Annotated in this window: 12 protein-coding genes; 6 read left to right on the forward strand and 6 right to left on the reverse strand. The window is 67.8% G+C overall.

All coding sequences use genetic code 11. The features are described from left to right. Positions 1 to 60: 60 nt before the first annotated feature. From KUV38_RS01210 to KUV38_RS01220, 3 genes are all read left to right on the forward strand, one after another. Positions 61 to 1,101 carry an aldo/keto reductase gene (locus tag KUV38_RS01210; protein ID WP_222468310.1) on the forward strand — a complete coding sequence of 347 codons (1,041 nt, stop codon included), beginning with the start codon at positions 61 to 63 and terminating at the stop codon, positions 1,099 to 1,101. 95 nt (positions 1,102 to 1,196) lie between these two features. Continuing rightward, the gene (locus tag KUV38_RS01215; protein WP_222468311.1) at positions 1,197 to 1,793 is read left to right on the forward strand and encodes a hypothetical protein; all 597 of its coding nucleotides are present in this window, start codon (positions 1,197 to 1,199) and stop codon (positions 1,791 to 1,793) included. Further along, a complete protein-coding gene (locus KUV38_RS01220; protein WP_222468312.1) occupies positions 1,781 to 2,263 on the forward strand; it encodes a lipocalin family protein in 483 nt (160 codons plus the stop codon). The genes KUV38_RS01215 and KUV38_RS01220 overlap by 13 nt, the downstream gene beginning before the upstream one ends. A 10-nt stretch (positions 2,264 to 2,273) precedes the next feature. On the opposite strand, the gene truA is transcribed toward KUV38_RS01220, so the two are convergent. Both truA and hrpB read right to left on the reverse strand, forming a co-directional pair. After that, positions 2,274 to 3,041, reverse strand: coding sequence for a tRNA pseudouridine(38-40) synthase TruA (truA, locus tag KUV38_RS01225; RefSeq protein ID WP_222468313.1), 768 nt, complete (start codon positions 3,039 to 3,041; stop codon positions 2,274 to 2,276). Between the two features lie 35 nt (positions 3,042 to 3,076). Beyond that, positions 3,077 to 5,521, reverse strand: coding sequence for an ATP-dependent helicase HrpB (hrpB, locus tag KUV38_RS01230; RefSeq protein WP_222468314.1), 2,445 nt, complete (start codon positions 5,519 to 5,521; stop codon positions 3,077 to 3,079). A 58-nt stretch (positions 5,522 to 5,579) separates the two neighbouring features. Between hrpB and meaB the strand changes: the two genes are divergently transcribed. Beyond that, positions 5,580 to 6,557 (forward strand): methylmalonyl Co-A mutase-associated GTPase MeaB, encoded by a 978-nt coding sequence (gene meaB / locus KUV38_RS01235; RefSeq protein ID WP_222470909.1) that lies wholly within the window; start codon positions 5,580 to 5,582, stop codon positions 6,555 to 6,557. Between the two features lie 32 nt (positions 6,558 to 6,589). On the opposite strand, the gene KUV38_RS01240 is transcribed toward meaB, so the two are convergent. Genes KUV38_RS01240 through KUV38_RS01255 form a run of 4 tightly spaced genes read right to left on the reverse strand, consistent with a single transcriptional unit; the run spans position 6,590 to position 11,480 of the window. Continuing rightward, on the reverse strand, positions 6,590 to 8,041 hold the full coding sequence (locus KUV38_RS01240; RefSeq protein WP_222468315.1) for a patatin-like phospholipase family protein: 1,452 nt from the start codon (positions 8,039 to 8,041) through the stop codon (positions 6,590 to 6,592). A gap of 49 nt (positions 8,042 to 8,090) precedes the next feature. Next, complete coding sequence (locus tag KUV38_RS01245) at positions 8,091 to 9,449, reverse strand: sensor histidine kinase (RefSeq protein ID WP_222468316.1); 1,359 nt, start codon at positions 9,447 to 9,449, stop codon at positions 8,091 to 8,093. 8 nt (positions 9,450 to 9,457) lie between these two features. Further along, positions 9,458 to 10,180, reverse strand: coding sequence for a response regulator transcription factor (locus KUV38_RS01250; protein WP_222468317.1), 723 nt, complete (start codon positions 10,178 to 10,180; stop codon positions 9,458 to 9,460). Between the two features lie 10 nt (positions 10,181 to 10,190). Further along, the gene (locus KUV38_RS01255; protein ID WP_222468318.1) at positions 10,191 to 11,480 is read right to left on the reverse strand and encodes a S1C family serine protease; all 1,290 of its coding nucleotides are present in this window, start codon (positions 11,478 to 11,480) and stop codon (positions 10,191 to 10,193) included. 170 nt (positions 11,481 to 11,650) lie between these two features. On the opposite strand from KUV38_RS01255, the gene KUV38_RS01260 reads away from it, so the two are divergent. Both KUV38_RS01260 and KUV38_RS01265 read left to right on the forward strand, forming a co-directional pair. Next, positions 11,651 to 12,280, forward strand: a complete 630-nt coding sequence (locus KUV38_RS01260) for a hypothetical protein (RefSeq protein WP_222468319.1) — start codon at positions 11,651 to 11,653, stop codon at positions 12,278 to 12,280. A gap of 10 nt (positions 12,281 to 12,290) precedes the next feature. Continuing rightward, entirely contained in the window at positions 12,291 to 14,432 is a 2,142-nt protein-coding gene (locus tag KUV38_RS01265) for a caspase family protein (RefSeq protein WP_222468320.1), read from the forward strand. Positions 14,433 to 14,452 lie beyond the last annotated feature (20 nt).

Consider the following 14,452-nt stretch of genomic DNA (forward strand, 5'->3'; position numbering starts at 1 on the left):
CCCCCGGAGGACCGGGCACTAGGCTTCCGCACAACGGAATGAGATAGGGACAGATATCCAATGGAAATGAAGAAGCTCGGCAAGAGCGACCTCGTGGTGCCGGTGTGGTGCCTCGGCACGATGACCTTCGGCAACCAGACCCCGGAGGCCGAGGGCCATGCCCAGATCGACGCGGCGCTGGAGGCCGGGCTGAACTTTCTCGACACCGCCGAGATGTATCCGGTCAACCCGGTGCGGGCCGAGACGGTCGGGCGCACCGAGGAGATCATCGGCAACTGGGTGGGCAAGTCGGGTCGGCGCGGAGATGTTCTGATCGCCACCAAGATCGTCGGCCCCAGCAAGCTGGCGCGTGACGAGCGCGGGATCACGGCTGAAACCCTGCGCGAGGCGGTCGACAGCTCGCTCCGCCGGTTGCAGACGGATGTGATCGATCTCTACCAGCTGCACTGGCCGCAGCGCGGCTCCTACCACTTCCGCCAGCACTGGGGCTTTGCGCCCGAAAAGCAGGACCAGGCGGCAACTCGCGCCAACATGGAAGAGGTGATGGCCGAGATGGGCCGCATTCAGTCTGCGGGCAAGGTACGCCACTTCGGCACCTCGAACGAGAGCGCTTGGGGCATGACCCGCTGGAACCAGCTTGCCGCCGACACCGGCGGCCCGCGCATGGAAACAGTGCAAAACGAATACAGCCTGCTGTGTCGGATGTATGATACCGACATGGCCGAGATGTCGCATCAAGAAGAGGTCTCGTTGCTGTCCTACTCGCCGCTGGCCGCTGGTCTGCTGACCGGCAAGTACGCGGGTGGCGCGCGGCCCGAGGGAAGCCGCGCCTCGATCAACGGCGACCTTGGCGGGCGGATCACGCCCCGCGCCGAGGCAGCGACCGACGCTTATGTGGCCCTCGCGGCCAAGCATGGCGTGGACCCGGTGCATATGGCGCTGGCCTGGGCGGCGGAGCGGCCCTTTATGGGGTCGGTGATCTTTGGCGCGACGACCATGCCGCAGCTTCAGCACATCCTTGATGGCATGGACGTGACCCTCACCGACGAGCTACGCGAAGGCATCGCCGAAACCTACAAGGCGCACCCGCTCCCCTACTAGGCATCACATTGCTGTCAGCCCTCAATATCTAGCGGTTCCGGCTGGACTTTTCGCGCATATCTGGCAGTCTCCCGGCGAGTTCAGGGAGGCCCCCGGTGGCAGGTAGAGCGTGGATCGGAGTTTTGGGGCTGGCAGCTTGCCTGGCACTTTCCGCCTGCGTTCTGCCCGGCAGCAAAGCCGCCGAACCGCTTGCCACGGCAGCCGAAGCCGGTCCGGACGACCCGCGCCCGAAGGCACGCCCCGGCGGCGAAGCCGCGCCAAAGCCTGACGGCGCGTCCGGCACCTCGGCCAGTGCCGCGCTGGAGCCGCCCGCAGCCGCCCGCACCCCGGATGCCGACGACGACCTGCTGCCCCAAGCCTCCGAGCCCGAGGCCGCGCCGGAAGACGAAACACCGGCCCCGACCCTGCCCGACAAGATCTTTCAGGCTCCCGAGCCGCCCCCTGTGCCCGCCGCGTTGACGGGGCAGGCCGCCCAATGCACCAAGGCGAAGGGCAACTTCGTGCGGCGCGGGGAGGGCGGCACCTTCGTTTGCGTCAAACCCACGCGCGATGCCAACAAGCGCTGCGATGACAGCTCCGATTGCGATGGCCTCTGCTTTGCCAAATCCCGCACCTGCGCCCCGGTCAGCCCGCTCTTTGGCTGTTATGATGCGCTGGAGAACGGCAGGGTGGTGAACATATGCACCGAGTGATCCTTGCGGCCCTGCTGCTCGCCGCCTGCACCCCGGCCCCTGCGCCGCGGGCCTATCGCGACACCACCACCCCGATCAGCTCCATCGCCCTCTTCGACGCCTCCCGCCTCGCAGGCGAATGGCGCGAGGTCGCCTCGTTCCGCGAAAGCGGGGCTTGCCTGATCTGCCGCACCCGCTTTGCGCCCGGCTCAGAAGGAGTGGAGATGGAGAGCGGGGCAGGGCGCGCCCGGCTGGTGCCGGCGGGCCCCGGACGGCTGATGCCGGAGGGGCTCGAGGGCGCTGCGGCAGAGCCGTGGTGGGTGCTCTGGGTCGATGCCGACTATCGGACATTGGTGATCGGCACGCCCTCGGGCGAGTTCGGCGCGGTGCTCGACAGGGGCCAGATCGGGCCGGACCGAATGAAGGCCGCCCGCGAGATTCTTGGTTGGGCGGGATATGACGTCGCGCGGTTGAAGCCCGCCGGGTCGTGACGCGACTTGGTCAGCCGAAAGGGTCTTCCGGGTAATCCACCGCCCGCAGGTAAAGCCCGTAGGGCGGGCAGACCGGGCCACAGGCCGCGCGATCCCGCGCCTCCAGCGCGGTTTTCACATCCACCGGCGCCCATGCTCCGGCCCCGACCCGCTCAAGCGTGCCGACGAAGCTGCGGACCTGATTGTGCAAAAAGCTGCGGGCGGAGATGTGAAAGCGGAATTCCCTCCCGCCGGGGTAGTCCAGCTCTTCGATCTCCAGCCGGTCGAGCGACTTGACCGGTGACTTCGCCTGACATTCCGAGGCGCGGAAGGTGGTGAAATCATGCTGCCCGACCAGATGTCCGGCGCCATCCTGCATGGCCATCAGCGACAGCGGTTGCATCACGCGCCACGCCAGCCCGGCATCATGGGTCAGCGGTGCCCGACGCACCACGAGCCGGAACAGGTAATGCCGGGCCTTCGCTGAGAAGCGGGCGTGCCAGTCCTCCGGCACGGCGGCGCAGGCCACCACGGCGACCGGCTCGGGCTTGAGGTGGTAGTTCAGCGCCTCCGACAGGCGGAACGGGTCCCACGCCTTGACCATGTCGCAATGCGCCACCTGACCCATCCCATGCACGCCGGTATCAGTGCGCCCAGCGGCGGCGATGGTGTGCGCGCCCGGCTCCAGCCGCGCCAATGCCGCTTCTACGGCCCCCTGCACCGAGGGCAGCTCGGCCTGGCGTTGCCAGCCGTTGAACGGCGCGCCGTTGTACTCGATTTTCAGGGCGTAGCGGGGCATTTCAGGTGCTTACGGCGCGGCGGCGTCGGGCGCAATCATTTGCGCGGTTTGGCCCGCAGCGTGGGGTCGGCCACGGTCGGGTCTTCGGGCCAGGGGTGCTTGGGGTAGCGGCCGCGCATGTCTTTGCGAACATCGGCGTAGGAGGAGGCCCAGAAGCCGGGGATATCCATCGTCGTCTGAACCGGGCGGCCTGCGGGGGAAAGCAGGGTCACCCGCAGCGGCTGGCCGGCGACGGTGGGGTGGCTGGTCTGGCCGAACATCTCTTGCAGGCGCAGCGAGATTTCGGGCGCCTCGCCGGAGTAGTCGATCGGGATCGCCCGGCCCAGCGGCGTGGTGAAGGAGGGCGGCGCGGCGCGGTCGAGCGCCTGCATCCCCTCCCAGCCGATGCGGGCCTTGAGGGCTTCGGTAATATCCAGCGCGGCGATGTCGGCGGCGGTGCGGATTTTGCCGAGCCATGGCAACAGCCAGTCCTCCGCCTTGGCCAGAAGCGCCTCCTCGGAGCAATCGGGAAGGTCAGGCATGAGGTCCGCGCGGGCGACCAGGCGGCGGGCCTTGGCGCTTACCGGCAGGCCGAGGTCGCGGATGCCATCGAGCGCGGCGACGGCCAGCGCGTCGTCGGGCGCGTCCTTCCAGTGGCGGTCATCGAGGACCAGCGCGCCAAGCCGTTCCTGCCGCCGGGCGACGACGCGGCGCTCGCGTTTGGACCATTCGGCCACGTCGTGCCATTCGGTGGATATGCCCGGCACGGCGCGCAGCTCGCTCTCGGAGATCGGCAGGGCAAGGCGGATGCGGGCATCACGTCCTTCGCCCTCGATATCGGCCACCACGATCAACCGTTGCCCGGCGAGATCATCCTCCGCCCCCATCTGCGCCCCGCGCCCGCCGGAGAGCAGGAAGCGCGGGGCATCGCCGGGGCGGCGCAGGCCGATGCGGTCGGGGTAGGCCAGCGCGAGGGCCTGCGCCTCGGTGAGGTCCGAAGCGGGACCAGCGAGCCGGGCGAGGCGTTTTGCTTCTTGGCCGATGCGCTTGAGCGTGGCGCGGGCAGCATCGGGCGCGGTGCCGGGATTGGCGAGTGCTTTCAGTCTCTTAGAAAGATCTGCGCCCGCACTCCGCATGGGGTCACGCTCGCCGAGAAGGGCGGCGAGTGGGGCGGCCGAGGGGCCGGCAACGGCGAGCATATGGCCGAGGCGCGGGTGAACGGGCAGGGTCGCCAGCGCCTTGCCGCGCTCGGTGATCCGGCCCGCCTGCAAGGCACCAAGATCTTCCAACAGCCGCTCGGCAGAGGCCATCGCGCCCTCGGGCGGCGGGGTCAGAAACCGCAGCCCGTCTCCTCCGCCCCAGAGCGCCAGTTCAAGCACCAGCCCGGTCAGGTCGGCAGCCTCGATCTCGGCGGGCGGGAAGGCGGGCAGGGCGCCGTGGCCGCCCTTTGTCCATAGCCGGTAGACCCGCCCCGCCTCGACGCGCCCCGCGCGACCGGTGCGCTGGGTGGCCTCGGCCCGGCTCACTGGCTCGGTCACTAGGCGTGACATACCGGTGCCGGGATCGAAGCGTGCACGCCGGGCGCGGCCTGCATCCACGACCGAGCGGATTCCGGGAATGGTCAGAGAGGTCTCGGCGATCGAGGTGGCGAGCACGATCTTGCGCTGTTGGTTTGGGCCGCCGGGTGCGGGCGCGATGGCCTTGCGCTGCTCAGCGAAGGGCATGGCGCCGTAGAGCGGCGCGACATAGGCGCCCTTGGGCAGGCGCGGGGCGAGGGCGGCGGCGGTGCGGCGGATCTCGCCCTCGCCGGGCAGGAACACCAGCATGTCGCCCTCTGTCTCGGCCAGCGCCTGCAACACCAGGTCAGCCAACGGCCCTTCCAGCCGTGCCCCGGCGGGCAGGGGCGCCTCGGCCCAGTGCTCCTCGACCGGAAAGCTGCGGCCCTCGGATGTAACCACCCGCGCTCCGCCCATCAGCTCGGCCACCGGCGCGGCATCGAGCGTGGCTGACATGACGGCGATCTTCAGGTCGGGCCGCAGCGCCTCGCGCGCCTCCAGCGCCAGTGCCAGCCCGAGATCGGCCTGAAGGGAACGCTCGTGAAACTCGTCGAAGATCACGGTGGAGATGCCCGTAAGCTCCGGATCGGATTGGATCATCCGGGTCAGGATGCCCTCCGTCACGACTTCGATCCGTGTCTCTCGGCTCACCTTGGCCTCGCCGCGCATCCGGTAGCCGACGCCCTTCCCGACCTCGGTGCACAGGTTGCTTGCCAGCCGTTCGGCGGCCCCTCGTGCGGCGAGGCGGCGGGGTTCGAGCATGAAGATACGGCCCGCCTCGGCAAAGCCTGCCTCAAAGAGCGCCACCGGCACCATCGTCGTTTTGCCAGCACCCGGCGGGGCTTGCAGCACCACCAGCCCATCGGCCTCCAGCGTTGCCACCACCTCGGGCAGGACCGCCTCGATCGGCAAGGGGGCGTAATTGGGGTCGACAGCGCGGCGCATGGGCTGGACATACCCCGCCGCGCCGGGGCAAACCATTGTAAAACGAGAGGTCACGGGCGTGGAAACGGGCGATCTGGCAGAGCGGGTGATAGCGGGTGAGCGGCGGGCGCTGGCGCGGGCGATCACGCTGGTGGAGAGCGCGCGGGCCGATCACCGCGAGGCCGCAGCCGCACTTGTGAGCGAGGTCGCCAAGGCCGGGCGGGAGGCGCTGCGGATCGGGCTCTCGGGCACGCCGGGCGTGGGCAAGAGCACCTTTATCGAGGCCTTCGGGCTGTTCCTCGTGGAGCGTGGGCTGAAGGTGGCGGTGCTGGCGGTGGACCCGTCTTCGGCCCGCTCGGGCGGCTCGATTCTGGGTGACAAGACCCGGATGGAGCAGCTTTCGCGCCACCCAATGGCCTTTATCCGGCCGTCGCCCTCGCAGACCCAACTCGGCGGTGTGGCACGGCGCTCGCGAGAGGCAGTGGCGCTCTGCGAGGCGGCGGGGTTTGATGTGGTGCTGGTCGAAACCGTAGGGGTGGGTCAATCGGAGACCACTGTGGCCGGGATGGTCGACCTGTTTCTGCTGCTGTTGGCGCCAGCTGGCGGCGACGAGTTGCAGGGGGTCAAGCGCGGGATCATGGAGATCGCGGATATCCTTTTGATAAACAAGGCGGATGGCCCGTTGAAGGACGTGGCCCGCCGCACCTGCGCCGACTATGCGGGCGCGCTCCGGCTGCTGCGCAAGCGGCCGCAGGACCCGGAGGGCTTTCCGAAGGCGCTGATGGTTTCAGCGGTGGAAGGGGCGGGGCTGGAAGAGGCCTGGGCGGAGATGGAGGCGCTGGCCGGATGGCGGCGCGAGCATGGGCTTTGGGATCGCACGCGGGCGGAGCAGGCGCGGCACTGGTTCGAGGAAGAGGTGCGCCACGGGCTGCTCCGGCGGCTGACGGATGACAAGGCGCTCTCGGCCCGGATGGGCGAGCTGGGCGAGGAAGTGGCCGGTGGCCGCCGCAGCCCGGCGGAGGCGGCGGAAGAGATCCTGCGCAGGCTTGGCGGGTAGAAGTTTTACCCGAAGAGTAAGTAGGTTACGCGCTAGTTCGAGATCGGGGAAATCCGGCGCGGGGCGATGGGCGTGGCACCCTCCGGCGGGCCGTCAAACCCCTCGACGGCGCGGAGAAAGCCGTTGAACTCCGGGTTCTGCCGGGTCGATTGCCGGGCCGCCGCGATGGTGAGCGCTACCTGCTCGGGCTTCAGCTTGAGGCGCGTGGGGATCTCGTTCAACTCGCGCTGCATGCCGTCCGGCAGCCCCTCGAAGCTGACCTGCCCGACGAATAGCTTCACATCGGCGCAGTCCCACCCGGCGGTCGAGCCCCTGATCCGGCGAACCTCGGCGAGCGGCAGGTCGCAGCGGAACTCCACCAGCGCCTGCTGCCAGCGGTCCAGCGTGAGGCGCATGGCGTCATAGCCGGTGCGGGTGGCCGCCGACATGGAGCTTGTGGCGATGGACATGGCCAGTTGCACGCCGCCCGGGCCGGGGAGCTTTTGCGTCCAGCCGTAATCGGTGCGCACGCCGGCGTTGGCGACGAGAAACAGCATGCGCTCCAGCTTCACGGCCTCTTCGCGGGTCAGCGGGGCATAGGCGTTTTGCGCCCGCGCCCGCTCGACGTTGAGGCCGGTGGTGCCGAAGTTGTCGGTGATGCCGCCGTCCAGCAGCTTCACGAAGCGGGCCTCCTCGGGGTTGGTGTAGCTCTCCAGCGCCCGCGCGTGGGCGCGCATCGCCTCGGAGGCCTCGGGGTTGTAGCGGGCGGCGGTGAGCCAGTCGGGCTCCTGATAGGCGCAGCTCTGCTGGTGGGCCTCCAGCACGATGGGCGAGAACACCAGCGGGAAGGCGGCAGAGGCGGCGACGGCCTCGGAGAGCGGCAGCTTCATCAGGTCTGAGCAGAGCGCATCGAAGGTTTCGGGCGAGAAAAGGAAGGTGACGTTATTGGCGACGTCGCTGGCGTTGATCCATGTTTTCACACGGCTTTTTCGGCGCAGGTCGCCAAAGGTGGCACCGCGGAACAGCTCCTCATCCAGAAAGCGGCCGAAGGTCTTGCGGCTGTTGGCACCGCCGGAGAGGCCGCGCACAATGGTCACCGGGTTGAGCGGTGAGTTGGCCATGTATTTTTCGCCGTTCTTGTCGAGATAGGCCCGGTATTTGGCCATGCCGCCAGCCCCGGCATAGCCGAACCACGCGGCGGTGACGGAGCCGCCGGAGACGCCGGTGACGAGGCGGACATCGGAGAGGATGCCATCAGGGTCGGCGGGCGTGGCGGTGGCGTCGCGCAGGGCCTCGAGCATGCCGTAGCCGAAAGCCGAGGCGCGCGTGCCGCCGCCCGAGAAGGCGAGGCCGACGAAGGTGGAGCCATCGCCCGGCAGGCTGGCTACATCAACGAGCGTGGGATTTTTGCCCGAGGTCAGAGGCGTGTTGAGCGGCTCGTTCACCGCTGAGCAGCCGGCGAGCAAAACGGCGGCGGCCAAGGCCGCGACGTTTGCCCATGTCATTTGACAAGTTCCTGAAAAACCACGCAACTTCCCCCCGAGCTTTTGTGAGTCACCCCATCTCGGCAGGCAGCTTAGGCCAGGTTATCTGGAGCGAGAAACCCTTTTCTGCTTCAAGCACCCGGAGTTTTGCGCCGTGGCGGGTGGCGATGGCGCGGACGAGGGCGAGACCGAGGCCGTGGCCTGCGACTTCGCGGTCGCGTTCGGCGCGGGCGAAGCGCTCGAAGACCGCCTCGCGCTCGGCGGCAGGGACGCCGGGGCCGGTGTCGGAGATGCTGAGGATATGGCGCTCCGGGCCCTCTTCTAAAGAAATCGTTATGGCATCGCCCGCCCGGCAAAACTTGATGGCGTTGTCGACGAGGTTTGAGAGCAATTGCGCGATCAGGTTGCGGTCTCCCAGCACCTTGCAGCCCGCCTCGATCACCGCGCCATATTCCAGCGATTTCTCCTCGGCCAGCGGCTCGTAAAGCTCTGAAACCTCGCGGGTAATCTGGCTGAGGGAGACTGGCACCAAGCCGGTGCCGCCGCCCGAGGCGGCCTCGGCGGAGGAGATCTCGAGCAGGCTGTCGAAGATGCGGACGGTGCCGCGAATTTCTGACGATACGGCGGCGATGGCCTCGGGGTCGCCCTCAAGCTTGTCGAGCTTGCCCTGTATCCGGTTGAGCGGCGTGCGCAGCTCATGGGCGATGGTGTCAGACAGCCTTCCGTGGGCGCGGGTGAGGTGGCCGATGCGGTCGAGCATGGTGTGGATGTGCCGCTCCAGCGCGCCGAACTCGTCATCGGCGCGGGGGCCGGGGAGGCGGGCGGAGAGATCACCGGCGGCGACCTGATCGGCCAGACGGTTGAGGCGATCAATCCGGCGCATCACGAAGCGGGAGGCGAGCCAGCCTGCGACGAGGGAGAGGGCCACGAGCACCAGCGCGGTGGCGAAGATCTGCGCCCGCGTGGCGGCCAGCGCGGCCTCGGTAGGCGCGCGGGAGCGGGCGACAAGCATGGGAAAGCCGCCGCGCAGCTCGCGGGCGACGCCAAGGTAGGGCGTGCCGGTGAGGGTGAAGGCGACAGGGTCGGTTGCGTCGATGCCGCCGGGCGCCGGGGTCAGCCCCTCTGGCAGCGCGTCGATATTGCCCGCGAGTTTTTCGCCATCCTTGCCTTCGAGCAGGTAGAGCATGCCGGTTTCGGGCGCGGCGGCGGAGCGGAACTCCATCGCCTGCCGGAGCGAGATGATCCGCCGTTGGTCATAGAGCGCCGCCAAACCGGCCAGATCGGCAGCCAGCAGGCTGCGCTCGCGCCGGTCCAGCTCGGCGGCGGTGGCCCGGTATTGCAGGGCCATCGCGCCAAGCGAAAACACGATCAGCAGGGCCGAAAGGCCGAGGGCGAGGCGGAGCGAGGCCTTGCCGCGTGGTTTTTGCATGCGCCGCCTCAGGCCTCGGGAGCGAAGACATAGCCCTCGCCCCGCGCGGTGATGATGATGGGCCGCCCGGCGGCGGACTCCAGCTTGCGACGCAGCCGCCCGACATGCACATCGACCACGTTGGTCTGCGGATCGAAGTGCAGATTCCAGACATTTTCGAGCAATTGCATCCGGGTCACCGTTTCACCTGCATTGCGGGCGAAAAAGGTAATCAGCTCAAACTCTTTCGGGCTGACCGCAACGTGAGTTTGGCCAATGTGAACGGTGCGGGCCTTGAGCCTTATTTCAACATCGCCAAAGGCCATGAGGTCATTGTCGAGCACCACCATCTGGTTGCGGCGCAGAAGGGCGCGGAGGCGGGCCTTCAGCTCATCGCCGTCGAAGGGTTTGGCGAGGTAATCGTCGGCCCCCTTCTCCAACCCCTCGATCTTGGCGCCGGAGGTGCCGAGCGCCGAGACCACGAGCACCAGCGCGCGCGAGCCACGGCCCCGCATCTTGGCGATGGCATCCACCCCGTCACCGCCGGGCAGCATGCGGTCCATCACGATGACAGCGAAGTCGGCCAGTTCGGCGGCCTTCAGCCCGCTCTCCCAGTCGCGCATCACGACCGGCTCGCAGCCGAGCGAGGTGACGGCCTCGGAGATGGTTTCGGCGGTGGCGCGGTCATCCTCGACGACGAGGATGCGCGGCGCGGTATCGGCCTGGATGGCTTCGGGGGCGGTCTGTTCCATGGCCAGCATCTCAGAGCACCACCACGTCGGGGTCAAGCACGTTGCCGCCGCCGACGGGGCGAAGGCGCGGAGTTTTATCCCACGGGTCCAGATAGATGTGCTCTGTCCGGCCTTCGGCATGGCGCACCAGCAACACCACCGGCTCGGTGATCCGCAGCGCGGCGAGGCCGCCCTCGATCTCGGTCAGGGGCTTGCCGTTGACGGCGAGCACCTCGTCACCCCGGCTGAGACCGGCGAGATAGGCGGGCGAGTTCTCGGAGATATGGGTCACTTCGGCGCCCGAGAGCCGCACGCCGAGGCGCGAGAAGGTGAAGGCGGGGCGGGCGGAGGGCAGGCTGGCGCGGTCGATCCCCGCCGTCTCGATATGCTCGCCCCGGTCCAGCGGCATGGTGGCCAGCACCGTCTCACCTCTGCGGATGACCTGCACGGCGATGCCATCGGAGCCAAGCACCGACTCGACGGCAAAGGCCACGTCGCCCGGCTGCGCCACCTCGCGGCCCGCCACCGAGACGATCACGTCACCGGCGCGGATGCCGGCGCGGTCGGCAGGGGAGGCCTCGGCGACCGAGTCGACAAGCACGCCTTTGGCCGGGATGCCGAGCGCCGCGGCCAGGGCATCGTCGATCGGGCGGACCTGGAGGCCGAGAGAGGGCATTTCCTTGAGGGTTCCGGCGATGAGCTGGGGCACGATGCGGCCCAGATCGGCGGCGGAGATGGCATAGGCCACGCCCACGTAGTGCCGGGAGCCATCGGCGATCTGGCTGTTCATCCCGAGCAGACGCCCAGACCCATCGACCAGCGGGCCGCCGGAGCTGCCGGGGTTCACGGCGGCATCATGCTGCACGAGGCGGATCGGCACGGCGGCCTCCACCTGACGGGCCATGGCCGAGATGATGCCCCGGGTGAGGGTGAACTCGATGCCCAGCGGCGCGCCGAGGGCATAGACTTGGGTGCCGAGGCCGGCGGGCGCGGCGGCGGGCTCCAGCCCCGGGCCGAAGGCGCCATCGACCGCCAGCACGGCGACATCGCGCACATCATCGCGGGCCAGCACCTTGACCTTGCGGCGCTCGCCGGTGGTGCTGACCAGCACCACCTCGCGGGCGCGGCCGACGACATGGGCATTGGTCACCGCCCATGTGCCATCGCGCCAGAGAAAGGCGGAGCCGAGGAACCGCTCGTGCCCGTCGGCGGATTTGACGATGAGGGTGGCATCCATCGCGCGGTCGAGCTCTCCGGCCCGCACGGAGACGGGGAGGGCGACCATGACGATGAGGAAGAAGGGGAGAAAGAGGGAGCGCATTTTCGGTGGTCCTTCAGGTGTTTCTGTCTTGCCCCATGGCTAGCAGCGGCTTTTGCGCATGGCCCGTGACAAGTCCCGTCATGAAAGAGCTATTCCGGTCTGCGCAGTTGATCGGGGTCCGGCTACGGGGCAATCTGAGGCTCGAAAACAACGCTCTTGCTGGAGACCCGATGATGCTGCGTGCGAGTTTGATTGCCCTTACCCTTGCGTTCGCTGCCCCTGCCCATGCGGCGGGCGAACTGCCCCCCCTGCGTGCGATGGAAATGTCGCTCCAACTGTTCGAGGCCGGGATGGCGGCCCGCGACCCGCTGCTCATGGCGAGCGCCGCACAGCTGCGCAAAGGCGTGGCGGTGGAGGCCGTGGAGCGCGCGGGCAGCGATGGCGAGGCGGTGACGGGCGAGGCCCCGATGGGCTGGGAGGCGATGCTGGACGCGGCCGAGGAGGCTGCGGGCGAAGACGCGGCGATGCTCTCGGTGATCGAGGATATCCGGGTGGCTTCGACCAAGGGTGTCTCGACCGGGCCTGTCTATTCGATCTCGCGGCTGGCGGCCAAGAAGACCGATACCTATCCGCCGCTTCCTTATGACGGCGGCAAATATGCCGAGGTCTATGTGGAGGGCGGCGGCGGCTCCGACCTGAACCTTTACGTCTATGACGCCAAGGGCCGGCTGGTTTGCTCCGATACCGATATCTCCGACGTGGCCTATTGCGGCTGGCGTCCGGCGAGCTCCGAGGCCTTTACCGTGAAGGTGGAGAACAAGGGCGCCGGCACCAACCGCTATTCGCTGATGACGAACTGAGGATTATTCCATGACTCTCAAGGCATTGCTTCTGGCCGGTGTGGCCAGCCTCGCGGCTCTTCCGGCGCTGGCGCGGGAGAACCACGCGCTGCTGGTGGGCGCCTCGACCTATCCGGCGCTGGACGAGAAGTTCTGGCTGAAGGGACCGGCGAATGACATCGACCTGGTGCAGACCTTTCTGCTGAGCAACGACACGATCCCGTTCAAGGCCGAGGATGTCATTGTTCTGGCGGATGGAATCGAGGGCAAACAGGCGCCGACGCTTCAGGCGATCCGCGATGCCTTCAAGGAACTGGCGGAGAAGGTGCAGCCCGGTGACTTTGTGTATCTGCACTTCTCCGGCCACGGCAGCCAGGCCCCGGCGAAAGACCCCGACAGCGAGCTGGACGGGCTGGATGAGCTGTTTCTGCCGGTCGATATCGGGCCGTGGAACGACACGGTGGGCGAGGTCGAGAATGCGTTGGTGGATGACGAGATCGGAGAGCTGATCGGGATGCTCCGGGCCAAGGGCGTGGACGTTTGGGCGGTGTTCGACAGCTGTCATTCAGGCACCGTAACGAGGGCCGCGCCGAACGGTGAGGACGACGAGAAGATGCGCAAGCTGGAGCCCGGCGCGCTGGGCGTGCCGCAAACGGCGCTGGTGGATGCGGAGGGCACCTCGCGGAGGTTGGAAGACCCGCGCGACAGGGCCGATGCGCCGGTGACCGAGCCGGAAGAGCGGGCCGAGGGCGAGGGGGCGTTTGTGGCCTTTTTCGCCGCGCAAACCAATGAAACCACGCCGGAAAAGCTGATGCCGCGGTCCACCAAGGACCGGCTGCAGGGGGTGTTCACCTACACCGTTTTCGAGACCCTCGCGGAGCGGCCCGGCATCACCTATCGGCAACTCGGGCAGGAGGTGTTGCGCAAGTACTCGGTGAAGAACCTCGCCCGTTCGACGCCGCTGTTTGAGGGCGATCTGGATGGGGTCGTTTTCGGCTCCGGCGAGACGGCGGATGTGCGGCAGTGGCCCGCCGAAAAGGGCGAGACCAAGCTGCGGCTGAAGGCCGGCAGCCTGCATGGGCTGGCCAAGGGCGAGCGTCTGGCGGTGATGGCCTCGCCGGCGGATTCCACCGAGGACGCGGTGGGTTTTGTTACGGTCGACACGGCCAGCACCTTTGGTGCGACGGCGGTGCTGGAAGACGGCAAGACGCTGGAGGATGTGCCGCGCGGGGCCTTCCTGAGGAAGGTCGACGCTGGGGTGGAGCTGACCCTGCGCGTGGCCCTGCCCGAGGGCGATGGCGCAGCGGAGACTAAAATGAAGATGGCCGCGCAAGAGATTGTTGAAAAACAACTTCTCGGCGGGCGGTTCACCTTTGTCGAGCCGGGCGAAGAGGCCGATATCCGGCTCGCCGTGATCCAGGAAAGCCCGCGCCCCGATGCGATCTGGATTCTCGACGGCACCGGGGAGGTTCCGGTGCTTGATACCGGCGCGGGACCGGTGCTGAATTTCGACACGGTGCCGAGCGTCTCGACCGCCGACAAAGGTCGGGACGACCTGGCCGATGTGATGGCCGAGCAGTTCGCGCATATCGGCAAGGCGCTGAACGTGCTGCGCATCGGCGCGGCGAGCAGCGGCAACGGGCTGAACGTGCCCGTGGAGTTGCACCGTGCGCGATTTGACCTCGACGCCGGTGCGATCGTCGAAGGCAGCCGCGCCCCGATGGACAGCGGCAACGTGCCCCGAATGATCCCCGGTGACACGGTGGGCGTGCGGGTGGAGAACACCACCGATCAGCCACTTGACATAAATGTGCTCTATGTCGGCGCCGACTATTCGATTACATTCATGGACAAGGGACGGATGCAGCCCGGCGGGATCTACAATGAAGACCTGTCGTTAATATCCGATGAATCTTTCGGCCGTGACCGTCTCGTGGTGATCCTTTCGCCTGCGGGGGAGCAGAGCGACGTGGAAGATTTGAGTTTTCTGGAGCAGGATCCGCTGGTGCGGACACGGGCCGTCGGCGGCTCGGCGGAGGGTTTCCGTGGCCTGCTGGACGAAGCTGGTTTTGGCCAGAAAACAAGGGCTGCGCTGCCTCTAGGCGGCAAGAAGAAAGGCCCCGAACCTATGATCTTGCAATTCGAGATTGATACCGTGCCGGGTGAGGGTTGAGTGGTGGTGATCTGATCCCG

The organism is Vannielia litorea (assembly GCF_019801175.1).
GTDB classification, from domain to species: Bacteria; Pseudomonadota; Alphaproteobacteria; order Rhodobacterales; family Rhodobacteraceae; genus Vannielia; species Vannielia litorea_B.